This window comes from Streptomyces sp. NPDC055815 (genome assembly GCF_053616475.1).
On the sequence record NZ_JBSHDU010000028.1, the window covers coordinates 50,517 to 72,987 of the forward strand.

20 protein-coding genes are annotated in these 22,471 nt (G+C 72.5%); 9 read left to right on the forward strand and 11 right to left on the reverse strand.

Features of this window, described 5'->3' with window-relative positions; genetic code table 11:
- Positions 1 to 27: 27 nt before the first annotated feature.
- On the reverse strand, positions 28 to 561 hold the full coding sequence (locus ACWGN5_RS19415) for an N-acetyltransferase family protein (RefSeq protein WP_453516603.1): 534 nt from the start codon (positions 559 to 561) through the stop codon (positions 28 to 30).
- Positions 562 to 696: 135 nt separating this feature from the next.
- Here ACWGN5_RS19415 and ACWGN5_RS19420 point away from each other — a divergent pair, with 135 nt between their 5' ends.
- From ACWGN5_RS19420 to ACWGN5_RS19430, 3 genes are all read left to right on the forward strand, one after another.
- Positions 697 to 963 carry a DUF4229 domain-containing protein gene (locus tag ACWGN5_RS19420; protein ID WP_453516606.1) on the forward strand — a complete coding sequence of 89 codons (267 nt, stop codon included), beginning with the start codon at positions 697 to 699 and terminating at the stop codon, positions 961 to 963.
- Positions 964 to 1,320: 357 nt separating this feature from the next.
- Positions 1,321 to 2,667, forward strand: a complete 1,347-nt coding sequence (locus tag ACWGN5_RS19425) for a dicarboxylate/amino acid:cation symporter (RefSeq protein WP_453516609.1) — start codon at positions 1,321 to 1,323, stop codon at positions 2,665 to 2,667.
- A 218-nt stretch (positions 2,668 to 2,885) separates the two neighbouring features.
- Entirely contained in the window at positions 2,886 to 4,751 is a 1,866-nt protein-coding gene (locus ACWGN5_RS19430; RefSeq protein ID WP_453516611.1) for an AMP-dependent synthetase/ligase, read from the forward strand.
- Between the two features lie 34 nt (positions 4,752 to 4,785).
- On the opposite strand, the gene ACWGN5_RS19435 is transcribed toward ACWGN5_RS19430, so the two are convergent.
- The 4 genes from ACWGN5_RS19435 to ACWGN5_RS19450 all read right to left on the reverse strand — a co-directional run bounded on the left by ACWGN5_RS19435 (position 4,786) and on the right by ACWGN5_RS19450 (position 9,341).
- Positions 4,786 to 6,069 (reverse strand): phospholipase D-like domain-containing protein, encoded by a 1,284-nt coding sequence (locus ACWGN5_RS19435; protein WP_453516613.1) that lies wholly within the window; start codon positions 6,067 to 6,069, stop codon positions 4,786 to 4,788.
- 81 nt (positions 6,070 to 6,150) lie between these two features.
- Positions 6,151 to 6,807: a pyridoxine/pyridoxamine 5'-phosphate oxidase gene (locus ACWGN5_RS19440; RefSeq protein ID WP_453516616.1), complete on the reverse strand. Its 657-nt coding sequence runs from the start codon at positions 6,805 to 6,807 to the stop codon at positions 6,151 to 6,153.
- The gene (locus tag ACWGN5_RS19445; protein WP_453516619.1) at positions 6,804 to 8,066 is read right to left on the reverse strand and encodes an FAD-dependent monooxygenase; all 1,263 of its coding nucleotides are present in this window, start codon (positions 8,064 to 8,066) and stop codon (positions 6,804 to 6,806) included. Before ACWGN5_RS19445 ends, ACWGN5_RS19440 begins: the two co-directional genes overlap by 4 nt.
- Positions 8,067 to 8,177: 111 nt before the next feature.
- A complete protein-coding gene (locus ACWGN5_RS19450; protein ID WP_453516622.1) occupies positions 8,178 to 9,341 on the reverse strand; it encodes a thiolase C-terminal domain-containing protein in 1,164 nt (387 codons plus the stop codon).
- A gap of 106 nt (positions 9,342 to 9,447) precedes the next feature.
- Here ACWGN5_RS19450 and ACWGN5_RS19455 point away from each other — a divergent pair, with 106 nt between their 5' ends.
- Both ACWGN5_RS19455 and ACWGN5_RS19460 read left to right on the forward strand, forming a co-directional pair.
- Positions 9,448 to 10,566, forward strand: coding sequence for an acyl-CoA dehydrogenase family protein (locus tag ACWGN5_RS19455; protein WP_453516625.1), 1,119 nt, complete (start codon positions 9,448 to 9,450; stop codon positions 10,564 to 10,566).
- Entirely contained in the window at positions 10,567 to 11,037 is a 471-nt protein-coding gene (locus ACWGN5_RS19460) for a nitroreductase family deazaflavin-dependent oxidoreductase (protein WP_453516627.1), read from the forward strand.
- Between the two features lie 213 nt (positions 11,038 to 11,250).
- Here ACWGN5_RS19460 and ACWGN5_RS19465 read toward each other — a convergent pair whose 3' ends face one another.
- The gene (locus tag ACWGN5_RS19465; protein ID WP_453516630.1) at positions 11,251 to 11,898 is read right to left on the reverse strand and encodes a TetR family transcriptional regulator; all 648 of its coding nucleotides are present in this window, start codon (positions 11,896 to 11,898) and stop codon (positions 11,251 to 11,253) included.
- A 377-nt stretch (positions 11,899 to 12,275) separates the two neighbouring features.
- On the opposite strand from ACWGN5_RS19465, the gene ACWGN5_RS19470 reads away from it, so the two are divergent.
- Both ACWGN5_RS19470 and ACWGN5_RS19475 read left to right on the forward strand, forming a co-directional pair.
- A complete protein-coding gene (locus ACWGN5_RS19470; protein WP_453516631.1) occupies positions 12,276 to 13,067 on the forward strand; it encodes a VOC family protein in 792 nt (263 codons plus the stop codon).
- Between the two features lie 163 nt (positions 13,068 to 13,230).
- Positions 13,231 to 15,666, forward strand: coding sequence for an outer membrane protein assembly factor BamB family protein (locus ACWGN5_RS19475; protein ID WP_453516632.1), 2,436 nt, complete (start codon positions 13,231 to 13,233; stop codon positions 15,664 to 15,666).
- Between the two features lie 45 nt (positions 15,667 to 15,711).
- Here the strand turns inward: ACWGN5_RS19475 and ACWGN5_RS19480 are convergent, their stop codons facing one another.
- Entirely contained in the window at positions 15,712 to 16,392 is a 681-nt protein-coding gene (locus tag ACWGN5_RS19480; protein WP_453516635.1) for a hypothetical protein, read from the reverse strand.
- A gap of 126 nt (positions 16,393 to 16,518) precedes the next feature.
- Between ACWGN5_RS19480 and ACWGN5_RS19485 the strand changes: the two genes are divergently transcribed.
- Positions 16,519 to 17,133: a hypothetical protein gene (locus ACWGN5_RS19485; protein ID WP_453516637.1), complete on the forward strand. Its 615-nt coding sequence runs from the start codon at positions 16,519 to 16,521 to the stop codon at positions 17,131 to 17,133.
- 3 nt (positions 17,134 to 17,136) lie between these two features.
- Here ACWGN5_RS19485 and ACWGN5_RS19490 read toward each other — a convergent pair whose 3' ends face one another.
- The 4 genes from ACWGN5_RS19490 to ACWGN5_RS19505 form a co-directional block, all read right to left on the reverse strand.
- A complete protein-coding gene (locus ACWGN5_RS19490) occupies positions 17,137 to 18,291 on the reverse strand; it encodes a hypothetical protein (protein ID WP_453516640.1) in 1,155 nt (384 codons plus the stop codon).
- Between the two features lie 126 nt (positions 18,292 to 18,417).
- The gene (locus ACWGN5_RS19495) at positions 18,418 to 19,197 is read right to left on the reverse strand and encodes an enoyl-CoA hydratase/isomerase family protein (RefSeq protein ID WP_453516642.1); all 780 of its coding nucleotides are present in this window, start codon (positions 19,195 to 19,197) and stop codon (positions 18,418 to 18,420) included.
- A complete protein-coding gene (locus ACWGN5_RS19500) occupies positions 19,194 to 19,619 on the reverse strand; it encodes a Zn-ribbon domain-containing OB-fold protein (protein WP_453516645.1) in 426 nt (141 codons plus the stop codon). Before ACWGN5_RS19500 ends, ACWGN5_RS19495 begins: the two co-directional genes overlap by 4 nt.
- Positions 19,620 to 19,624: 5 nt before the next feature.
- Complete coding sequence (locus ACWGN5_RS19505) at positions 19,625 to 20,767, reverse strand: lipid-transfer protein (protein WP_453516648.1); 1,143 nt, start codon at positions 20,765 to 20,767, stop codon at positions 19,625 to 19,627.
- A gap of 84 nt (positions 20,768 to 20,851) precedes the next feature.
- Here ACWGN5_RS19505 and ACWGN5_RS19510 point away from each other — a divergent pair, with 84 nt between their 5' ends.
- Positions 20,852 to 22,429 carry a FadD3 family acyl-CoA ligase gene (locus ACWGN5_RS19510; RefSeq protein WP_453516650.1) on the forward strand — a complete coding sequence of 526 codons (1,578 nt, stop codon included), beginning with the start codon at positions 20,852 to 20,854 and terminating at the stop codon, positions 22,427 to 22,429.
- Positions 22,430 to 22,471 lie beyond the last annotated feature (42 nt).

Genomic DNA, 22,471 nt, shown 5'->3' on the forward strand with positions numbered 1-22,471 from the left:
GGCATCCTCGCCGGCCCTTTCTCGTGCTCACTTCAGCGGCAGCAGCATGATGATGTCGTCGCGGTCGTCCCCGGGGGCGACCCGGATCGCGTCGGGGACGCGGCCGACCTCCTTGTAGCCGGACTTGGCGTAGAAGCCGTCGACCCCGGTGCCGCCGCGACAGGTCAGCCGGATCGCCTCGACCTCCTCGAAGCCCTCGGCGGTACGGGCGGTGTGCTCGACCGCCGCCATGAGGTCGCGGCCGTACCCCTTGCCCTGGTGCCGGGGGTGGACCATCACGGTGTACAGCCACACCCAGTGGGTCATCAGCCGGTGCTTGTTGAAGGTGAAGAAGGCGGTGGCGGCGACCCTGCCGTCCTCGTCCCGGCCGACGAGCAGGCGGGTGCCGCCCTCGGTCATCGCGACGAGGTGCTTGAGGAGTGCGGGGCGGATCTCGTCGGGGGTCACGGGGGGTACGAAGCCGACGGCGCCGCCCGCGTTGGAGACGTCGGCCCAGAGGGAGAGCACGCCGTCGCGCAGAGCGGGGTCGACTGCCGGGTCCACCTCAAAGGTAAGGGTCATGGGGGAAGGTTATCTATTACTCCGGTCGTGCTCAAGAGGCCCGGTCCCGGAGCCGCCGTCGCCGCGTGCTTCACTGGAGAGCGCTCGTCCCTCAGGGGAACTTTGGGATCTTTCGGAACGGAAGAGTGGACTGACATGCTCCGCTACACGCTGATGCGGCTCGGGATCTTCGCCGGGTGCTTCCTCGCCCTGTGGGGTCTCGTCTACGTCGGCGTGCTGCCGCGCGGCCTGGGCGACTCGAACCTGCTCTGGGTCCTCGTCCTCGCCATCCTCGTCTCCGCCCCGCTGAGCTTCGTCCTCCTGCGCAAGGTGCGGGACGAGGCGAGCGCCGAGGTCGTGGCGAAGGTCGAGCGCGCGAAGGGCCGGCTGGACTCGAACCGGTCCCAGGAGGACGCGCTGTAGCCGCATAAGGGCTGCGTAAGCTTCCTCACAGACATCCACCCCGGGCAGAGCCTTCCAAGGCTCCGGCCTGGGGTGTTCTGCGTTTCGGAGGCGTACGGGCCTTTCCGGGTCCCAAAGAATGGCTTTGAGGTTCTCAAAGTTCAAGTGTTAACGTGTTGGACGTGATGACGACAGTGCGCCCCTCCGATGCCGCGAGCACCCCGCTCGTGGCGCGCCTGCACGTCGATCTCTGCCGCTGTATGTCCGCGGTCTGTTGCCGCGCCTTCTGATCCGGCATCATGCAGCGGCCCGCGCCCGAGCGCGTGTGTGCCGCACCCCCGTCCCGTATTGCCCGATACGCACCTGTGGAGTGTGCCTGTGTCCGCGTCCGCCTCCGCGACCGAGAACGAGTCCAAGCCCTCGTCCCGAATACCCAAGGTCCCCTTCTGGGCCCAGATCATCGCCGGTCTGGCCCTCGGCGCCCTGCTCGGCTGGATCGCCCGCAGCCAGGACGTCTCCTGGCTCAAGGAGACCCTCGGCCAGGTCGGCGACATCTTCGTCCAGCTGCTCAAGCTGGCCGTCGCGCCGCTCGTCTTCTTCGCGATCCTGGTCTCGATCACCAACCTGCGGAAGGTGAACAACGCCGCCCGGCTCGCCACCCGCACGCTCCTCTGGTTCATGATCACCTCGCTGATCGCGGTCGGCATCGGCCTCGCCATCGGCCTGATCACCAACCCGGGCGCCGGCACCGGCCTCACCCCGCAGGACGGCAAGCTGCCGAAGCGCGAGGGCTCCTGGATCGACTTCCTCACCGGCATCATCCCGACGGACGTCATCACGCCCTTCACCGAGCTGAACGTCCTCCAGATCGTCTTCATGGCCGCCGTCGCCGGCATCGCCGCCCTCAAGCTCGGCGACCGCGCCAAGCCGATCCTCACCCTCTCCGAGTCGGTCCTGGAGCTCCTCCAGAAGGCCCTGTGGTGGGTCATCCGCCTCGCCCCGCTCGGCACCGTCGGCCTCATCGGCTTCGCCATCGCCGACTACGGCTGGGACCTCATCGGCAAGTACGCGACCTTCACCGCCGACATCTACATCGGCTGCGCCCTGGTCCTCTTCGTCGTCTACCCGACGCTGCTCGCCACGGTCGCCAAGGTCAACCCGCTCCAGTTCTTCAAGGGCGCCTGGCCGGCCATCCAGCTGGCCTTCGTCTCCCGCTCCTCGGTCGGCACCATGCCGGTCACCCAGAAGGTCACCGAGCGCCTCGGCGTCCCGAAGGAGTACGCCTCCTTCGCCGTCCCGTTCGGCGCCACCACCAAGATGGACGGCTGCGCCGCGATCTACCCGGCGCTCGCCGCGATCTTCATCGCGCAGATCTTCGACGTGCAGCTCGGCATCGGCGACTACCTGCTGATCGCCTTCGTCTCGGTCATCGGCTCGGCGGCCACCGCCGGCCTCACCGGCGCGACGGTCATGCTCACCCTGACCCTCTCCACCCTGGGCCTCCCCCTGGAGGGCGTCGGCCTCCTGATGGCGATCGACCCGATCCTGGACATGATGCGCACGGCCACCAACGTGGCGGGGCAGGCTCTGATCCCGGTGATCGTCTCCGCCCGGGAGAAGATCCTCGACCACACCGCCTACGAGAACGCCTCGTCGTCCCCGATCGACGACCTGGTCGAGGTCGGCGAGAAGGACGAGAAGGTCGCGGTCGCCGCGGCCGCCTGACCCCCCCGCACCGAGCTCGCGCGCCCCCTGCCCCCGTCCGGGCAGGGGGCGCGCACGTGTGCGCGGGGTCTCCAGGGGATCTCGGGCCCATGAAAAGCGGGCGCCGGTCTCCCCGTGGGGGCTTACCGCGCAGTAGGGTTACCGGCTAGTCAAGGCACCGCAGGGCTCAACGTACCGACGCACGACCTCAGTTCATCGCGCAGACCGAGGAGCCGCCCGTGTCCGTCGTCACCGCCGCAGTCGAGCCCGGCGAGCCGCACAGGGTCGTCGTGGACGGTGTGGTGCGGGAAGCGTCCGTGCCCGCGCTCGTGCCCCAGGTGGCCCGTGGTTCGCTCGCCGATCTGCCGTACGACAACGCCCGGCAGGATCCCGAGGCCGTGCTCTTCTCGCGGAAGGACGCCGAGGGGGAGTGGTGCGACGTCACCGCGGCCCGGTTCGCCGCCGAGGTGCACTCCGTCGCCAAGGGCCTCATCGCCCACGGCCTGCGCCCCGGCGACCGGCTCGCGCTCATGGCCCGCACCACCTACGAGTGGACCCTGATCGACTTCGCCGCCTGGGCCGCCGGACTCGTCACCGTCCCCGTCTACCCCACCTCCTCCGCCTTCCAGACCCGCTGGATCCTCCAGGACTCCGGTGCCACCGCCTGCGTCGTCGAGGACGCCGAGCAGGCCCGGCTCGTCTCCGCCGAGCGGCGGCAGCTGCCCGGCCTCGCCCACCTCTGGGTCCTCGGCACCGGCGCCGTCGACCAGCTCCGCAAGGCCGGCGCCCGGGTCGCCGACGAGGCCGTCACCGCCCGCAGGGGACTGCTCACCCCGGAGACCCTCGCCACCCTCATCTACACCTCCGGCACCACTGGCCGGCCCAAGGGCTGCGCCCTCACCCACGCCAACTTCTTCGCCGAGGTCGACAACGCCGTCCGGCTCCTCCACCCCGTCTTCGTCTCGGAGAGCAAGGAGCCCGCCGCCACCCTCCTCTTCCTGCCGCTCTCCCACGTCTTCGGCCGGATGGTCGCCGTCGGCTGCGTCCGCGCCCGCGTCCGCGTCGGGCACGCGCCCTCCGTCGAGGGCGAGGAGCTCCTCACCGACCTGGCCGCCTTCCGGCCCACCTTCCTCCTGGCCATCCCGTACGTCCTGGAGAAGGTCTTCAACAAGGCCCGCGCCACCGCCGAACGCGGCGGGAAGGCCGCCGCCTTCGACCGGGCCGCGAAGATCGCCCGCCGGTACGGGCACGAGGCCTCGCCCTCGCTGTCCCTGCGGGCCGCCCGGGCGCTCTACGACCCGCTCGTCTACCGCCGCATCCGCACCGCGCTCGGCGGCCGCGTGAAGTACGTGATCTGCGGCGGCTCCCCGCTCGGCGCCCCGCTGGCCGAGTTCTTCGCGGGCGCCGGCGTCGAGGTCTTCGAGGGGTACGGCCTGACGGAGACCACCGCCGCCGCCACGGTCACCCCGCCGCGCCGGCCGCGCACCGGGACCGTCGGCCGGCCGCTGCCCGGCACGGCCGTCCGGATCGCCGACGACGGCGAGGTCTGGCTCAAGGGCGGCCACGTCTTCGCCGGCTACTGGGACGCGCAGCGCGGGGCGGCCGTGCCGTACACCGACGGCGGCTGGTTCCCCACCGGGGACCTGGGCTCGCTCGACGCGGACGGCTATCTGCGGATCACCGGCCGGAAGAAGGACATCCTGATCACTTCGGCGGGCAAGAACGTCGCTCCCGCCCCGCTGGAGGACTGGCTGCGCGCCCACCCGCTGGTCGCCCAGTGCATGGTGCTCGGCGACGACCGCCCGTACATCACGGCCCTGATCACCCTGGACCACGAGGGCCTGACGCACTGGCGGCGGATGCGGCGCAAGGACCATCTGGCGCTCTGGGAGCTGGCCCGGGACCCGGAGCTGCTCGCCGCGCTCCAGCGGGGGGTGGACGATGCCAACCGGCTGGTCTCGCGGGCCGAGTCGATCCGCGCGTTCCGGGTCCTGACCACCGAGTTCTCGGAGTCCTCCGGGCACATGACGCCGTCCCTGAAGCTCAAACGGCGGGCGGTGCTGCGGGACTTCGCCCGGGAGATCGAGGAGATGTACGCCGAGTAGGGGCGCACCCGCCCGGGGATGCGCCCCCCGCGTCTCAGCAGGTGGCGTCGACCGGGTCGCCGTTGGCCGGCCGGTGGGTGGTCGCGGCGCGCAGCGTGTTGTAGTTGGCGACGTACGCGTCGTGGACCGCGGGGTCCTCGATCTGGAGCATGGTCTCGTCGCTCTGGCGCAGCGAGTTGGTGGACCAGTTGTGGCTGCCGGTCCACACGATCTTGCGGTCGGGGGTGTCGTAGTAGTTGCCCTCGACCAGCAGGTACTTGTCGTGGATCCAGGTGGAGTCCTTGCCGCAGTAGTACGTGGTGATGACGCCGTTGTAGGCGTTCGTCGTCCGGGCGAGGAGCTTCTCCAGGGACGTCTTGGCCAGGCCGTTGGTGCCGTCGTGGGTGAGGGCGACCTCGACGTAGCAGCCCTGGGCGTCGAGCTGGACGAGCTTGTCCGCGAGGTAGGGGCGGGAGAAGATCGTCATGGCGACGCGGATGCGGGTGCGGTGGTTGTCGGTGGTGCCGACGACCGAGTTGCCGAAGCACTTCACGTGGTCGAGGACGGTCGCGACGGTGTCCTCGCTCGGGTCGTTGTAGAAGACCGAGTCGCTGGTCGCGGCGCGCGGGTAGAAGTGGATCTTGGCGTTGCCGGAGGCGAGGGGTGTCCGGCCGGTGTCGTAGTAGTTGGTGTTCGGGACCTTGGCGGCGAGGTCGTCGAAGTAGCCGTCGTAGGCGTGGTAGATGCCGTCGTTGCCGGTGAGGACGAGGGCGTTGTTCCAGCCGAGGTAGCCGTCGCGGCCGGTGTGCAGGTTCGCGGAGGACTGCATGACGACGCGGGGCGTGCCGTTCGTCTCGGTGAAGAGGATGAACTTGTTGTGGTTGATGGCGTCGACGCCGCCCTTGGCCAGGGTGCCGACGCAGCCGCGGGCGGTGCCGCAGTTCGTGACCCAGGAGGGCTTGGAGGTGTCGGTGCCGAGCTCGGCGGCGAGCGTGTCGTAGAGGGCGTAGCCGGTGGCCTTGACGTCGAAGACCGCCTGGATGTTCACGCCCCGGTCGTGGGCCGCGGTCAGGGCGTTCGTGACCGTGGTGTCGTTGAGGTAGTAGTACGAGAGCCGGATCCGGGAGCCGGCCGGGGCGCCGTTGATCAGCGCGATCTGCCGGTCGGCGATGGCCCGCTGCTGGGTGGCGGTGCCGGTCGGGTTGTTGAAGACGGCCTGGGTGGTGACCGCCGTGGTGCCCGTGGTCTCGGCGCCGGCGGGCGCGGTGGAGAAGGCGAGGGCGGTCGTCAGGAGCGCTGCCGCCAGGGAGGCGGCGCGGAGCTTGTGCCGGATGCGCATGGACTTCCTTTCGGATGCGGGATGCCCGTACGACATGCGCCCCGCCCCTCGGGTTGCGTCAGTTTTCGGTCAGGTCCGGGCTCACGGCCAGAGGAGTTCGCGGGTCCAGTCCCCGTCCGGCGTGCGGCGGTAGCGGAGGCGGACGTGGCGGCGGCGGGCGTCGCCCTGGAAGAACTCGACCTCGGCCGGTTCGACGACGTAGAGGGTCCAGCTGGGGGCGGGCGCGTCCGGTTCGGCCTCGGCCCGGCGCCAGGCCGCCTCGCTCGCCTCGGCGAGGGTCCCGGGGGAGTCGAGGACCTCGCTCTGCCGGCCCACGAGCGCCGCGGCGAGGGCGCCGGTGGTGCGGGCGTGGAGGTCCTCGTACGCCTCCTCGGGGGTGCCGGTGGTGACGTGGCCCCGGATGCGGACCTGGCGGCCCTGGACCGGCCAGTAGAAGCCGATCGCGGCCTCGGGGCGGGCGGCGAGCTGGCGGCCCTTGGCGCTGCCGGCGTGCGAGGCGAAGTGCCAGCCGCGGGCGTCGGCGTCGTGCAGCATCACCGTACGGACGTCGGGCCTGCCGTCCTCGTCCACGGTGGCCAGGGAGAGGGTGTGCGGCTCGGTCTGGCCGGCCGCGACCGCCGCCGTGAACCAGTCGTGGAAGAGGGGGAGCGGTTCGGGCGGGGCGCTCGCCGGGTCGAAGGACGGGAGTTCGGTGTCCCAGACCCGGAGGGAGCGGAGGGCGTGGTGGAAGTCGGTCATGCGGTCACGGTAGGGCGTGCGGTGGTGCCGGCGGCGGCCGGTGCCGTGTAGTCGACGAGCGGGACCGCGTTGGCCGCGGACTGGATGCCGTCGCGGATCTTCTTCGCGATGAGGTTCTTCCAGGGGGTCTTCGGCAGCGTCCGGACCATGAACATGCGCAGGGCGATCTTCCACTTCGAGCCGACGGTCATCTCCTTGACGAAGCCCTCGGCCATCTTCTGGTTCTGCTCGACGCCCGGTCGCATGTGCTGCTCGTAGCGGGCGAAGGCGACGGTGTGGTCGCCGCCGGCGCGGGCCAGTTCGCCCGCCAGGACGTAGGCGCCGATGAGGGCGAGGCCGGTGCCCTGGCCGGAGGCGGGGGAGGCGCAGTGGGCGGCGTCGCCGAGGAGGACGACGCGGCCGCGGGACCAGCTGTCCATCTCGACGAGGGACATGGAGTCGAGGTAGAAGTCGTCGGCCCGGGCGGCGTGGCCGAGGAGCCGGGGGATCTCCCAGCCGTCGCCGGTGAAGGTGTCGGTGAGGGCGCGCTTCTGGGCCGTGACGTCCCGGGGGTCGTGGCGGAGTTCCGGCGAGGAGAAGATGAAGAGGTTCTTGGCGTCGGTCTCGCCGGACGAGCTGTAGACGCAGACCAGCTTCCCGGGGAGCGCGTGGTAGGTCTCCCAGCGGTCCAGGCCCAGGTGGTTGGGGGCGGTGAAGATGGAGATGTACGCGCCGAGGTGGCGCTTGAACCGCTCTTCCGGGCCGAAGGCGAGCTTCCGGGTGTTCGAGTGGAGGCCGTCGGCGCCGACGACCAGGTCGAAGCGGCGGACGGTGCCGGACTCGAAGGTGACGGTGACCCCGTCGGCGTCCTCCGCGAGGGCGGCGATCGAGTCGCCGAAGACGTACTCGACGTCCTCGCGGGTGCGGTCGTACAGGATGCGGGCGAGTTCGCCGCGCATGATCTCGTCGTCCTCCTCGACGCGGCCGCCGAAGATGTCGGCGGGCAGCTCGCCGATGGTGCGGCCGGCGTCGTCGACGTACGAACCGCCGCGCATGTCGGTGGAGTGGGCGCGGACCTCGTCGAGGATCCCCATCCGGCGGCAGACCTCGATGGCGGTGCCGCGGATGTCCACCTTGTAGCCGCCGGTGCGCAGTTCGGGGGCGCGCTCGACGACGGTGGGGGCGAAGCCGTAGCGGTGCAGCCAGAGGGCGAGGGCGGGGCCGGCGATGGAGGCGCCGGAGATCAGGACGGTCTTGGCGGTCTTCGTGGTGCTGGTCATGGCAGGACTCCTTGTCGGGTGTCTGCGGGCCGTTCCCCTGCCCGCAGACATGACTATACGGATGTCCTACACGGTTGTCTATGACGCTTGTATAGATTCCTGGGGCGGCGCTCAGCCGCGGCCGAGGACCACCGTCCCCGAGGAGCAGAACCAGCCCCCCGTCCCCGAGGCCACCGCCAGCTCCGGCAGCGAGCCGTCCGGCCGCCGCACCTGCAACCCCGGCGCCTCGCCGCGCAGTTGGCGCACGGCCTCCACCAGGAGGAACAGGCCGCGCATCCCCGGATGGCAGGCCGAGAGCCCGCCGCCGTCGGTGTTCACCGGGAGGCCGTCCTTCTCCTGCGCGAACGCCCCGCCCTCGCCCTTCGCGCAGAAGCCCAGGTCCTCCAGGGTCACCAGGGTCATGTAGGTGAAGGCGTCGTAGATCTCGGCGACGTCGATGTCCGCGGGCCGCACGCCCGCCCGCTCGAAGGCCAGCCGGCCGCTGACCGCCGCCGGGGAGACGGTGAAGTCCTCCCACTCGGACATCGTGGTGTGCGAGACGTGCTCGCCCGTGCCGAGCACCCAGACCGGGGCCGTACGGCAGTCCTGGACGTACTCCTCGGCCACGAGCAGCACCGCGCAGCCGCCGTCGCTGCGGATGCAGCAGTGCAGCTTGGTGAACGGGTCCGCGATCATCGGCCCGTCCAGGACCTCGTCGACCGTGATCGGCTCGCGGAACATCGCCTCGGGGTTCAGTGCCGCGTTCGCCCGCGCCCGCACCGCCACCTCGGCGAGCTGCTCCAGGGTCGTGCCGTACTGGTGCATATGGCGGCGGGCGGCCATCGCGTACTTGGCGATCAGGGTGTGCCCGTACGGGACCTCGAACTGGAGCGGGCCGCGCGCGCCGAAGGAGAGGTTCGAGGTGCGGCGCCGGGCCCGGATGTCGGCGCGGGCGGTGGAGCCGTACACGAGCAGGACCGCGTTCGCGTGGCCCGCGGCGATCGCGTCGGCGGCGTGCGCGGCCATGACCTCCCAGGTGGCGCCGCCGACGGCGGTCGAGTCCACCCAGCGGGGGCGCAGGCCCAGGTACTCGGCGACCTCGACCGGGGCGAGCGTGCCGAGGCCCGCCGAGGCCAGGCCGTCGATCAGCGAGCGGTCGAGGCCGCTGTCGGCGAGGGCGCGCCGGGCGGCCTGGGCGTGCAGGGCGTAGGGGGTGGCCTCGTCGACCCGGCCGCAGTCGGAGAGGGAGACGCCGACGACGGCGACGCGGCGGGAGCTGCGTGTGGTGGTGGGCATGAATCTGACGGTACATCAGATTCTCTGAATCGGGAGCGGCGCTTCTCTGGGCAACCGGCCCTGCACCGCCCTAGCATGACGCACCGTCAGATACGGAGGGAGCTCCATGGACACCTCGCCAGCCGCCCCGCCGGCGCAGCCGCTCACCGTCCCGCTCACCCAGGAGCAGCAGGAGATCCGCCGCACCCTGCGCGAGCTGCTCGCCGAACGGGCCGGACCGCACGCGAACCGTGCGGCCCCCGAGGGGTACGACCCCATGCTCTGGAACCGGATGGGCCTCGCCGGACTCACCCTCCCCGAGGAGTACGGAGGCGCCGGCCGCGGCCCCGCCGAACTCGCCCTCGCCTGCGAGGAGACCGGCCGCGCCCTCACCCCCTCCCCGCTCCTCGCCACCACCGTCCTCGCCGCCCCGCTCCTCGCCGCCCTCGGCACCCCCGCCCAGCGCGCCGAGCACCTCCCGCGCATCGCCGCGGGCAGCCTGACCTGCGCCCTCGCCGCCCCCACCGGCCTCGCCCTCGCCCTCGGCCTCACCGGCGACAACACCGCCGGGGACTGGTCCGGCGGCGGCCGCGCCGGCGGCATCCAGGCCGCACGCACCGCGGACGCCGGCTGGCGCCTCTACGGCGAGGCCGCCCAGGTCATCGACGGACACAGCGCCGGACTGCTCCTCGTCGCCGCCCACACCGGCGGCTTCGCCCGCAGCCGGACCCTGCTCTTCCTCGTCCCCGCGGACGCCCCCGGGCTCGTACGGACCCGGGAACCCGCCCTCGACGCCACCCGGACCCGGGCCACCGTCCAGTTCCGGGACACCGCCGCCGAACTCCTCGGCGAGGAACCCGCCGACGTCCTCGGCGCCCTCGCCGCCACCGGCCGCACCGCCGCCGTCCTGCTCGCCGCCGAGGCCGTCGGCACCGCGGCGGCCGCCCTCGACCGCACCCGCGGACGGCCGGACCGGCACCGCCTCGCCGACCTGTACGCCCAGGTCGAGGCGGCCCGCTCACTGACGTACTGCGCGGCTCGTGAACCCGACGGCGGCCCGCTCGCCCTCGCCCACGCCCTGGAGGCCCTGCGCGCCACCGCGGCGGAGTGCGGCGGCACCGGTGCCACCTGGGAGGACCTCTGCTTCCGGCGGGCCGCCTCCGACGAACTGCTCTTCGGCCCCGCACGAAGGCTGCGCGCCCGCGCCGCCGAACGGACCGGACTCTTCGGAGAGGAGGCGGCGTAGATGCCCGCCGGACGGAAGCTCGTGCAGAAGGTGTCCTCGACCCGGACCTTCGCCAAGGTCGCCCCGCACCTCATCCCCGCCATGGACCGGGCCGTGCACCGGCTGACCAAGGGAAAGGTGCTGCTCAGCGCACGGATGCTGCCCGGGGTGATCCTCACCGCCCGGGGCGCGAAGAGCGGGCAGCCGCGGGTCACCCCGCTGGCCTGCATGCCCGAGGGGGACGGCCGCTGGCTCCTGATCGGCTCCAACTTCGGCCGCCCGGGCCACCCCGCCTGGACCGCGAACCTGCTCGCCCATCCGGACGTCGAGGTCAACTGGCGGGGCGAGGACGTACCCGTACGGGCGGAGCTGCTCACGGGCGAGGAACGGGCGGCGGCCTGGAAGGCGGCGCTGGAGTTCTGGCCGCCGTACGCCACGTACCAGGCGCGGATCGAGCGCGAGATCCGGCTCTTCCGGCTGACCAGAAGATGAGGGCCCGGCCCCGGACCCGGCGCCCTGCTCCGGACCTGGACGCGGCGCCCTGCTCCGGCCCCGGACCCGGCGCCCTGCTCCGGCCCGGACGCGGTGACCGCGGCCCCGGCCCGGCCCCGGACACGGCGACGCCGACGGCGTCCCGCTCAGGTTCGGGGGAGCGGGCCGCCGCCGGCGTCGGCGACAGGACGGGTGAAGGAGAGGGGTCCGGGGCTATCTGGTCGGCTTCTTGCCGGTGATGCCCAGGTGTACCAACAGGGCGAGGTTCGGCTTGAGTTCGGCCTGTTTCACGCCCCAGGTCTGGAAGCCCTTCTGGTGGCCGGCGACCGAGGCCAGCATCGCCACCAGGGAGCCGGCCATCGCGGCGGGGCTGACGTCCTTGTCGACCTTGCCCTTGGCCTGGAGCTCCTTCACCGCGTCCGTGAGGGAGTTGGTGACCGAGTTCAGGATCTTCATGCGGATCTTGTAGAACCGCTTGTCGCCCTCGGCGGCGCCGAGGTCCACGACCCGCAGGATCGCGTCGTGCTTCCGCCAGAAGTCCAGGAAGCCCTCGACGAGTTCCTCCGAGGTCTGCCAGCCGGCCTTGCCGACCCAGGAGCGTCCGGAGACCAGCTCGGTCAACGCGGCGCCCTCCTGGGCCATTTCCTCCGCGATCTCGAGGACCGCTCCCTCGACGTCCGGGAAGTACTGATAGAACGTCGCGGGTGAAGTACCCGCCTTCCGGGCCACATCGATGACCTTGACGTCCCGGTAGGGCGAGGAGCTGAGCATCTCACCGAGGCAGTCGAGCAGCTTCTGCCGCGTCGCCTGACCGCGTCGTCCGGCCACGCGGCCGTCGACGGTGCGTACTTGTCCTGTCATGCCGTCAGCTTACCGAGGGGGGGTCGGCGCGCGATTCGGCCGAGTGCAAATGGGGTGCACCCCCGTTCCGCGAGGTCGGCACGGGTCCCGGCGCGGGAGCACGGGGGCGGGTTCGAGCCACTTCGGAGCCGGCCGGGAGACCCTCGTCCCCGGCGCCCCCGCCCGGCCCCCTGCCCGGCGCGCACCCCGTCCGTACCCGGCACGCACCTCGTGCGTACCCGGCCCGCACCCCGCCCGTACCCGAATAGGCTTATGAACAGGCTGTGGACAACTTCGGTGGACAACCCAATCGCCGCAAGGGTTCCGCCCCGATAAATCGCCCCTTTGTTCGTATGTCGGGGCGTGCGGGACCGCCCCTACCGTCCTAGCGTGGGGACATGGCCGTACGTACTGAGGGCACCCCCTGCTGGGTGGACGCACAGCTCCCCGACCTCGAAGCGGGCAAGCGCTTCTACGGCGAGCTCTTCGGCTGGACCTTCGACCCCGACCGCGACGAGGCCCTCCTCGACGGCCGCCGGGTCGCCGGGCTCGTCCCCAAGCGCGACGGGCGCATGCCCACCACCTGGACCCTCTACCTCGCCACCGAGAACGCGGGCACCCTCGCCGCCCGGATCAAGGCCGCCGGCGGGCAGATGGTCATGGAGCCCTACCCCGTCGGCCCCTTCGGCATCTACGCCCTCGCCGCCGACCCCGGCGGCGCGGTCTTCGGCATCCGCCAGGAGGGCGACGACGACGGCTTTGAAGTCATGAACGAGCCCGGCGCCTTCTGCTGGATGGAGGTCTACACCCGCCGCCCGGGCGCCGTGGACACCTTCTACGCCACCGTCTTCGGCTACCTCGGCCGCCAGGCCGACGCCGAGGAGGAGGGCAGGGACTCCGGCTTCGACTACCGCGTCTGGTCGCCCCCCGGCTCCCGGCCCGGCGACGACAGCGCCTTCGGCGGACGGGCCGTGATCACCGACGACTTCCCCGCCGAGATGCCCGGCCACGTCCTCGTCTACTTCGCCGTCGCCGACACCGACGAGGCCTGCGAGACCACCGTCCGCCTCGGCGGCCGCATCGCCACCCCGGCCTTCGACACCCCGCACGGCCGCATCGCCGTCCTCCACGACAACCAGGGCGCCCGCTTCGCCGTCCTCGCCGAACCGAAACAGCCCGCTACGGACTGATCCGTCCCCCGCTGTACCGCCGGGTACACCCCGTACCGCAGCACCCCTGTATGACCTGTGACACCCCGATCCGCCCCCGGGTTCGCAACCGGGCCCTCGGACAGGAAGAATCAGGGGCCACGGGGCCGTACCCTCATGGCCCGTACGGGGAGGTGGCAGGCAAGTGGAACAGCTGACGCAGCACGACCCGAGACGTATCGGGCCCTTCGAGGTGCTGGGCCGGCTCGGCGCGGGCGGAATGGGCCTGGTCTATCTCGCGCGCTCGGCCTCGGGCCGGCGCGTGGCGATCAAGACCGTGCGCACGGAGCTCGCGGAGGACCAGCTGTTCCGGGTCCGCTTCACCCGGGAGGTGGAGGCCGCCCGGGCGGTCTCCGGCTTCTACACGGCCGCCGTCGTCGACGCCGACCCGCGTGCCGCCGTGCCCTGGCTGGCCACCGCCTACGTCCCGGCGCCCTCCCTCGAAGAGATAGTGAACGAGTGCGGGCCGCTCCCGGCCCAGGCCGTCCGCTGGCTCGCGGCCGGCGTCGCCGAGGCCCTGCAGTCCATCCACGGTGCGGGCCTGGTCCACCGCGACCTCAAGCCCTCCAACGTCCTCGTCGTCGAGGACGGCCCCCGGGTGATCGACTTCGGCATCGCGTCGGGCGTCTCCAACACGCGCCTGACCATGACCAACGTCGCCGTCGGCACCCCGGCCTACATGTCGCCCGAGCAGGCCCGCGACTCGCGCAGCGTCACCGGCGCCAGCGACGTCTTCTCGCTGGGCTCGATGCTGGTCTTCGCCGCCACAGGGCACGCGCCCTTCCACGGCGCCAACCCCGTCGAGACAGTCTTCATGCTGCTGCGGGAGGGCCCGGACCTGGAGGGCCTCCCGGACGAGCTGCGGCCGCTCATCGACTCCTGCATGCAGATGGACGTCACCCGCCGGCCCACCCCGGCCGACCTCCAGGCGCAGCTCGCCCCGCACCTCTTCGGCCCCGGCAGCGACGACAGCGGCACCGCCTCCGCGTGGCTGCCGCAGAGCGCCACCGCCATGATCGAGCGGCGCCGCGGCGGCGGCCGTCAGCTGCCCGGCCCGACCGCGCCGCCGCCCCCGCCGCCGGCGGACCCGCCGGGCCCCCGCCAGGACCCGCGCTTCCCGGACCGACCGGAGCGGGCACCGGAGCGGGCGCCCGAGCACGCGCCCGTCGGCGGCCGGCACGCCGGAGCCTCCGAGAGCGCGGGCGGTCCCGTGCGCCTCGGCGGCGCGACCGTGCCGATCGGCCCCGGCCCCCGGGTCGCCGACACCCGGGCGGCGCTCGCCGTCGGCCGGGGCGCCGACGCGGGCCCCGCGACCGGCTGGATCCGCCCGCCCGGCGGCGGCCCGCACGGCGCCGAGCAGGCCCCGCAGCACGGCTCGCGCCCGGTGTCCGTGCCCTCGCAGGGCGCCGACCAGGCGGCACCGCAGCCGCCTCCGGAGCCGGGCCACTGGCGGCCCTGGCGGTTCCGGATGTCGAACGACGTCTGGGGCACCCCGGTCGTCGACGGCGACCTGCTGTACGTGACCTCCTTCGAGGTGCACGCCCTGGACACGGGCAGCGGCCGGCGCCAGTTCAAGACCCGGGACGTCGCCTGGTCGATGGCGGTCTCCTCGGGCCGCATCCACGCCTCCGACGGCCCCACCCTGTACGCCCTCGACGCCGGCGACGGCAGCGAGCGCTGGCGGCTGCACACGGACGCCTGGGTGTACTCGCTCCGGGTCGACCGGGGCACCGTCGTCACCGGTACGCGCGGCGGCGGGGTGCAGGGCTGGGAGGCCTCCAACGGCGCCAAGCTGTGGGAGCTCACCGGCGCCCAGACCGACTTCGAGACCCCGGAGGCGGGGCCCGCCGTGCACGGCGACACCGTGTACGTGTGGCGGGACGCCCGGCTCCAGGCCCTCGACGCCCGCACGGGCGTGGAGCGCTGGTCGTACCCGATCGGCGACGCCGCCTCCTGCGGCAACGTGCCGGTCCGGGTGGCCCCGGCCGAGGACGGCTGCGTGTACGTCTCCGCCGGGACCCGGGTCCTGTCGATCGACATCGCCGCCGGGCACGTCCGCTGGCACTTCGAGGCGCCGGCCGTCTTCCTCTCCCCGCCCACGTTCGCGCCGGGACCGGCCGTCACGGGCGGCGGGGTGTACCTCTCGGACCACCTCGGCACGGTGTACGCGCTGGACGCCACCACCGGGCAGGACCGCTGGCGGATCGCGACCGAACCGCGCCAGTCCACCGAGCCGGTGCTCGTCGCCGACGGCAACGTGCACGTCGGCAGCGGCAGCGCGCTCTACACGCTCGACGCGGTCACCGGCACCCCCCGGTGGCGGTTCGCGGCGGGCGGCGAGCTGGTCGGCTCCCCGGTCGTCGCCGACGGCCGGGTGCACTTCGGCTCGGCCGACCACGTCCTGTACACCCTGGACGCGACCGGCGGGCAGCTCCGCTGGAAGCTCGCGACCGGCGGCGAGATCACCGGCTCGCCGGTGGCGAAGGGCGGGGTCGTGTACGCGTGCAGCAAGGACCGCTGCGTGTACGCGCTGGACGCGGTCAAGGGCACGGCGACGGGCAGGGGCGCGCCGCGCGGCTAGGGCCTGCCCGGAAAGTCCCGCCTGGGCCGTGGCGCCTGACAGGCCCTACCGCCTGCCCGGCCCTCGGGAGCCGTCCTGCCCGGGCGGCTCCTCCGGCGGCCACGTCAACGTCTGCTCCGACGGACCCGGGTCGGCAGGGGGCCGGTCGGGCGGCGTGCGGTCCGCAGGGGGCCGGTCCATAGGCGGCCGGTCCGCAGGGGGCCGGTCCGGCGGCATCCGGTCCGGTGGGGGCTCCGAGGGCCCCTGCGGTCCCGTCGGCGGGCCGTCCAGGCGTCGGCGGGCATGCGCCGGCGCCCGGTCCACCCGGTGCGTGTGGGGCCGTCCCGACATGACGAGCGCGCCCAGGAGCAGCAGGATCCCGCCGCCGAAGGCCATCGCGACCCCTTCGCCGAGCCCCGTGCCGTCGGTGTCGACGGTGAGGCTGCCCTCCGCCTCCCCCACCCGCACCATCCACAGGATCGTGAAGCCCAGGACGACGAGCCCGGCGAGGGCGACCAGCAGCCGGGAGCGCAGCAGTACGCCGACGAGGGCGACGAGGGCCGCGAAGGCGAAGGGGAGCAGGATCGAGCCCAGGACGTCGGCCTTGTCGTCGGTGACGCCGGTGAACAGCTCCCCGATGGCGTAGTCGCGCCCGTGACGGCCGTCGTACCAGGCACGGAAGGGGCTCCAGACGGCGGCCGTCGCTCCGGCGAGAGCCAGGACGGAGCCGGCGACGTTGCGGATCATCGCTGCGGCCTCCTCGGTGGTCCGGCCCTCGCTCCCGACGCTACGCCGGGTGAGGGGGCCCCGCCAGGTGGCACGGACCCGCCGTCTAGGGTGGCGCGCACACGACAGACAGAGGAGAAGGCGGCGATGGTACGGACACGCCTGAAGCTCGCGGCGACGCTCACGGTGGTGGTCCTCGCGCTGACCGGTTTCCACACCGGCAAGGGCGGCCACGGCAGCAGTGGCGGTGGCAGCGGGAAGAGCAAGAGCGGCAAGAGCCGGAGCCACTCCGACGACGACGATTCGGGCGGCGGCTGCTCCAGCGACGAGCAGGGCAACAACGACTACAGCGGCTCGGGCGGCTCCGGTGGTTCGACGCCGAGCATCAGCCCGTCCCCCACCTCCGCGAAGGTCGAGGTCGTGGTCGTCGACTGCGTGAAGCCGGCCCAGAAGAAGCGCAAGGGGAAGCCCGCCCGCAAGGCGGACACCACGTCGACCCTGAGGATCACCTCGCGCGACGCGCTGGCGGGGACGTACGAGGTGACGCTGGAGTTCAAGGGCGTCACGGGTTCGGCGGTCGACTCGGTCACGACCGTCGTCACCGTCGGGGCCTACGGGGAGAAGACCTTCGAGGTCGCGATGAAGACCCCGAAGGCCGTCGACAAGGTGAAGAACTGCTACGTCTACGACGTGCGCGCGAAGGCGACCGCTTCTCCGACCGCCTCCACGTCCGCTTCCGCGACCGCGTCCCCCAGCAGCTGACCGTCAGTTCCAGCGGATCAGCGTCGTGCGGAGGTTGTCCTCGTCCGGGACCGGCGGGTCCACGTTGGTGATCTTCACGGGCGCGCCGCCGTTGAAGTCGCCGCGGAAGAGGCCCTGCCGGCCGTCCTCGCCCCTGGAGAGGAACGCGAAGCTCTTGCCGTCCGGGGAGAGGACCGGCTGGCCGTTGACCCGGTCGTTCTCGGGGACGAGGTCCTCGGTCTTCAGGAGCTTCGTGTAGTCGGCGGAGAACGTCAGCTGCTTGAAGTCGCAGACCAGGGTGGTGGCGTTCCGCCAGAAGGCCGGCTCGCAGAACTCCCGGTTGTCCTCGTCGAGGCCCTCGATCTTGATCTCGGCCAGGTAGCCCTCGGCACCGATGCCCCCGCTGTGGGGGCCGATCTTGCTCAGGTGGACGCCGAAGGTCGTGCCGCTCGTCGCCACGATGCCGCCGGCGGGGACCGCCACCCCGTGGACGTCGTCCGTGGCGAGCACCGTCTCCGCCGTGGGGCCGTCCTTCTTCAGGAGGTCCGGGACCTTCTCGAAGGGGGTGTTCTCCTCGGTCTTCAGGCCGCCCTTGGGGTCCCGCGAGGCGATGGCGCCGGTGGCGTCGGAGTCGATGCGCCCCATGTCGTACCAGAGGCGGTCGGTCACCGGGTGGAAGGCGGCACCGCCGTTGTCCGGGCGCTTCGTGAAGGAATCGGGGTCGGGCGGGGCGACCTCGCGGCCGGTGGCGAGGTCGAAGGCGGCGGCGCGGTCGCCGTCGACGAGACCGGCGACCAGCGTGAGGTCCTTGTTGAAGGCCGTGTTGACGCGGTAGGGCCCGCCGTCCTCGCAGCCGGTGATCGGCTTGGTGCCGGCCGGCATGGCGGTGGCGCGCTCGCCGACGAAGGCGCCGTCCTTCGCGGCGAAGGAGCGCAGGATGACCTGGTGGGACTTGCCTCCGGTGCCGTCTTCGACCGTCTGGCAGAAGGCGACCGTGAGGCTGCCCGGCTGCGCGAGCGAGGCGGTCTTCGCCGCGCTGCCGTTCCCGTCCTGGCCGGTCTCGCCGCCGCCCCCGCCGCCGGTGGCGGCGCCCGTCGCCGGGTCGTTGCCGCCGCCGCAGGCGGCCAGCAGGAGTGCGGCTCCGGCCGCGAGTCCGGCCCTGGTGATACGTCGTCCCATCACGGCTCCCCGTTGCGTGCCACAGCGGCCGGGCGAGGCCCGATCCGGCTGCGAACGCGGGGCTGTCCCACCGCCGTTGACGGTGTTTCATCAAATGAAGATCCATTAAAACAGAATGTTGACCCGCTACCGGAGCCGGTGCCCGCCGCCGCCCCTCCGGGTGAACAGCTCCGCCTGCCGGTCCGCCGGCAGGTTCCCGAGCGTCACCAGGTGCGGGGCGTGCGCGAGGGCGGGGGTGCGGGAGGCGTCCCTGGTGGACCAGAGGGCACGGACGGTGCCCTGGACGGCCGCGGTCGGGTACGAGGCGATGACGGCGGCGGCGCGGAGCGCGGCTTCGAGGGCCCCGCCGGGTTCCGTCACCTCGCTGACCAGGCCCGTCTCGTACGCGCGGCGGGCGGAGACCCGTTCGGCGGTGCCCATGAGGGCCATCCGGGCGATTTCTCCGTACGGCATCTTCTGCGCCATGTGGACGGTCTCGAAGGCGCTGACCATCCCGTAGGTGGTGTGCGGGTCGAAGAAGGTGGCGCTCTCGCCCGCGATGAGGAACTCCGCCTCGCCGAGCAGGTAGAAGGCGCCGCCGCAGGCCATGCCCTCGACGGCGGCGATCACCGGTTTCCAGAGGTCGTTCGCCTTGGGGCCGATGGTGAGGAGGGGGTCGTCGATCGTGTACGGGGAGGAGGGCTGCGGGATCCTTCCGGCGTCCTCGCGGTCGATCCCGGTGCAGAAGGCCCGCCCGCCGGCCCCGGTGACGACGACGGCCCGGACCTCGTCCTCGTACCGGAAGCCCCGCCAGACCGCGCCCAGCTCGCGGGCCATCTCCAGGGTGATCGCGTTGTGTTTCGCGGGCCGGTCGAGGGCGACGACCGCGACTCCGGTCTCCTTGTCGCGTTCCACGCGGACGGTCATGTGCGCTCCAGGAGCCAGCGGGGGACGGCGATGCCGTCGACGTCGGTGAAGGCGACCCGGACGGGGGCGCCGATGCGGAGCCGGGCCGGGGCGACGGAGTTCAGGGGGGCGTCGGGGGCGGCGACGACGTTGCCGGCGAGGCGGATGCGGGGGGCGTCGGCGAGTTCGACGAGGACCGCGTTGTACGGGGCCTGGGCGGCGTACTCGGGCAGGAGCGGCGGGTGGGGGAGGACGTACGACCAGATCCGGCCGCGTCCGGACATGAGCCGCCACTCGCTGTCGAAGGACCGGCAGTGCGGGCAGCAGGGGCGGGGCGGGAAGCGGAGCTCGCCGCAGTCGGCGCAGGCCTGGACGCGGAGTTCGCCGCGGGCGGCGTACTCCCAGAAGGGGGCGCCGTCTTCGTCGATGACGGGGTTCAGCACGGGGATCAGCTCCTGAGGAGGAGGGCCGAGGTGGGGACGCCCTCGCCCGCCGTGACGAGGCAGGTGGCCGCGTCGGGGACCTGGGCGGTGGAGGTGCCGCGGAGCTGCTTCACGCCCTCGTTGATGAGGTTGAAGCCGTGCACGTATGCCTCGGAGAGCCCGCCGCCGCCGGTGTTGAGCGGCAGCCGGCCGCCGATCTCCAGGGCGCCGCCCTCGGTGAAGGCGGCTCCTTCTCCTCTGCCGCAGAAGCCGTAGCCCTCCAGGGAGAGCGGGACGAGCGGGGTGAAGGCGTCGTAGATCTGGGCGACGTCCACGTCGGCGGGGCCGAAGTCGGCCTGCTTCCAGAGGTGGCGGGCGGCGGTCCAGGCGGGGCCGGAGAGCGGGTCGTCGTTCCAGTAGTTGACCATGCCGTGGTGCTGGGCGGGCAGGCCCTGGGCGGCGGAGTGCACGTAGACGGGTTTCTGGCGGCAGTCGCGGGCGCGCTCGGCGGAGACGATCACGCAGGCGAGCGCGCCGTCGGTCTCCAGGCAGTTGTCGAAGAGGCAGAGGGGTTCGCTGATCCAGCGGGCCGTCATGTACATCTCGCGGGTCAGCGGCCGCTCGTACATGATCGCGGCGGGGTTCTGGTTGGCGCGGTTGCGGCAGGCCAGGGCGACGTTGAAGAGGTGGTCGCGGGTGGCGCCGTACTCGTGCATGTAGCGGCGGGCGAGCATGCCGATCTCGTCGGCGGGGCGGAGCAGCCCGAAGGGGCGGGTCCACTGGCCGGGGGTGGGCAGCTGGACGGCGGTGTTCTTCCAGGGGCGGGGGCCCGATCCCCGCTTCCGGGACCGCCAGGCGACGCCGACGCTCGCCTGGCCGGTGGCGACGGCGGCGGCGAGGTGGCCGACGGTGGCGCAGGAGCCGCCTCCTCCGTACCCCACCTTGCTGAAGAAGGTGACGTCGCCGGCCCCGATGGCCTTGGCCACCTCGACCTCGTCGGTCTCCTCCATCGTGTACGAGGCGAACGCGTCGACCTCGGAGGGGTCGATCCCGGCGTCGTCGAGAGCGGCGAGGATCGCCCGGCAGGCGAGGGTCTTCTCGGTCTCGTGGAGCTGTTTCGCGAAGGCGGTCTGTCCTATCCCGACGATGGCCGTGGCGTCCTTGAGCACCGAACCTCCTCATGGGGCAGCACTGCTGACAGCGCGTCAGGCTACAACTAATCTGACGGATAGTCAGCTACAGGGAGGTGGGGCATGGACGTCAGCATGGACCCGGGGGACGACCCGCGCGGCGACCTGGAGTGGGGCACGATCCCCGGACTCGTACGGGCGGCGGCCGAGCGGTACGGGCGGCGGGAGGCCGTCGTCGACGGCCGCGTCCGCGTCTCCTACGCCGAACTCGGCGAACGCGTCGAACGGGCCGCCGCGGCCTGCCTCGCCGCCGGCATACGGAGCGGGGACCGGGTCGCGATCTGGGCCCCCAACACCCTCGACTGGATCGTCTCCGCCCTCGGCGCCGTCACCGCCGGCGCCGTCCTCGTCCCCCTGAACACCCGGTTCAAGGGCACCGAGGCCGCCGACGTCCTCCGGCGCTCCCGGGCCAGGCTGCTCTTCGTCACCGGCACCTTCCTCGGCACCTCGTACGTGGCCTCCCTGCGCCGCTCCGGCATCCAACTCCCCGACCTGGAACGGGTGGTGGTCCTCGGCGACACCGCCCCCGACGAGACGGGCTGGACGACCCTGCAGGCCTTCCTCGCGGCGGGTGACACCATTCCGGCCACCCGGGTCCGCGCCCGGGCCGACGGCATCGACCCCGAAGCCCCCTCCGACATCATCTACACCTCCGGCACCACCGGCCGGCCCAAGGGCGCCGTCATCAGCCACGCCCAGTCCCTGCGCTGCTACGCGATCTGGTCCCGGCTCGCGGGCCTGGCGGAGGGCGACCGCTACCTCGTCGTGAACCCCTTCTTCCACACCTTCGGCTACAAGGCCGGCATCCTCGCCTGCCTCATGCGGGGCGCGGTGATCGTCCCGCAGTCCGTCTTCACCGTGGACACCGTCCTCGCCAACATCGCCGCCGAACGCATCACCGTCCTCCCCGGCCCGCCCACCCTCCACCAGTCCCTCCTGGACCACCCGTCCCGCTCAGCACACGGACTGTCCACCCTCCGCCTCGTCGTGACGGGCGCGGCCGTGGTCCCGCTCCGGCTGGTCGAACGCCTCCGCTCCGAACTGGGCGTGGGCACGGTCCTCACGGCGTACGGCCTCTCCGAGGCGAGCGGCATCGTCACCATGTGCCGCCGCGACGACTCCGACGAGACCATCGCCAGGACGTCGGGCCGCCCCGTCCCCGGCACGGAGGTACGCCTCTCGGAGACGGGCGAGGTCCTGGTCCGGGGCCACCACGTCATGCGGGGCTACTTCGAGGACGAGGAGGCGACGGCGGCGACGATCGACGCGGACGGCTGGCTGCACACCGGCGACATCGGCGTCCTGGACGAGACCGGGCACCTCCGCATCACCGACCGCCTCAAGGACATGTTCATCGTCGGCGGCTTCAACGCCTACCCGGCCGAGATCGAACAGCTCCTCGGCCTGCACCCCGACATCGCGGACGTCGCCGTCATCGGCATCCCGGACGCGCGCCTGGGCGAGGTCGGCAAGGCCTTCGCGGTACGGCGGCCGGGTTCAACCCTGACGGCCGACGACGTCATCGCCTGGTCGCGGCGGGAGATGGCGAACTACAAGGTCCCGAGGCAGGTCGAGTTCGTGCCGGAGCTGCCGAGGAACGCGAGCGGGAAGGTGGTGAAGGGGGAGTTGCGGGGTCGCTGAGCGTGTGACCTGGGCCACTCGCCGGCTGGTATGGTCGATGGT

Coding starts and splice junctions, on each gene's coding strand:
- ACWGN5_RS19440 (WP_453516616.1), bottom strand. CDS start 6,807: ATGACCGACTTCCACCACGCCCTCCGCTCCCTCCGGGTCTGGGACACC.
- ACWGN5_RS19470 (WP_453516631.1), top strand. CDS start 12,276: ATGGCCGTACGTACTGAGGGCACCCCCTGCTGGGTGGACGCACAGCTC.
- ACWGN5_RS19485 (WP_453516637.1), top strand. CDS start 16,519: ATGGTACGGACACGCCTGAAGCTCGCGGCGACGCTCACGGTGGTGGTC.
- ACWGN5_RS19460 (WP_453516627.1), top strand. CDS start 10,567: ATGCCCGCCGGACGGAAGCTCGTGCAGAAGGTGTCCTCGACCCGGACC.
- ACWGN5_RS19420 (WP_453516606.1), top strand. CDS start 697: ATGCTCCGCTACACGCTGATGCGGCTCGGGATCTTCGCCGGGTGCTTC.
- ACWGN5_RS19435 (WP_453516613.1), bottom strand. CDS start 6,069: ATGCGCATCCGGCACAAGCTCCGCGCCGCCTCCCTGGCGGCAGCGCTC.
- ACWGN5_RS19465 (WP_453516630.1), bottom strand. CDS start 11,898: ATGACAGGACAAGTACGCACCGTCGACGGCCGCGTGGCCGGACGACGC.
- ACWGN5_RS19445 (WP_453516619.1), bottom strand. CDS start 8,066: ATGACCAGCACCACGAAGACCGCCAAGACCGTCCTGATCTCCGGCGCC.
- ACWGN5_RS19510 (WP_453516650.1), top strand. CDS start 20,852: ATGGACGTCAGCATGGACCCGGGGGACGACCCGCGCGGCGACCTGGAG.
- ACWGN5_RS19450 (WP_453516622.1), bottom strand. CDS start 9,341: ATGCCCACCACCACACGCAGCTCCCGCCGCGTCGCCGTCGTCGGCGTC.
- ACWGN5_RS19495 (WP_453516642.1), bottom strand. CDS start 19,197: ATGACCGTCCGCGTGGAACGCGACAAGGAGACCGGAGTCGCGGTCGTC.
- ACWGN5_RS19415 (WP_453516603.1), bottom strand. CDS start 561: ATGACCCTTACCTTTGAGGTGGACCCGGCAGTCGACCCCGCTCTGCGC.
- ACWGN5_RS19455 (WP_453516625.1), top strand. CDS start 9,448: ATGGACACCTCGCCAGCCGCCCCGCCGGCGCAGCCGCTCACCGTCCCG.
- ACWGN5_RS19480 (WP_453516635.1), bottom strand. CDS start 16,392: ATGATCCGCAACGTCGCCGGCTCCGTCCTGGCTCTCGCCGGAGCGACG.
- ACWGN5_RS19490 (WP_453516640.1), bottom strand. CDS start 18,291: ATGGGACGACGTATCACCAGGGCCGGACTCGCGGCCGGAGCCGCACTC.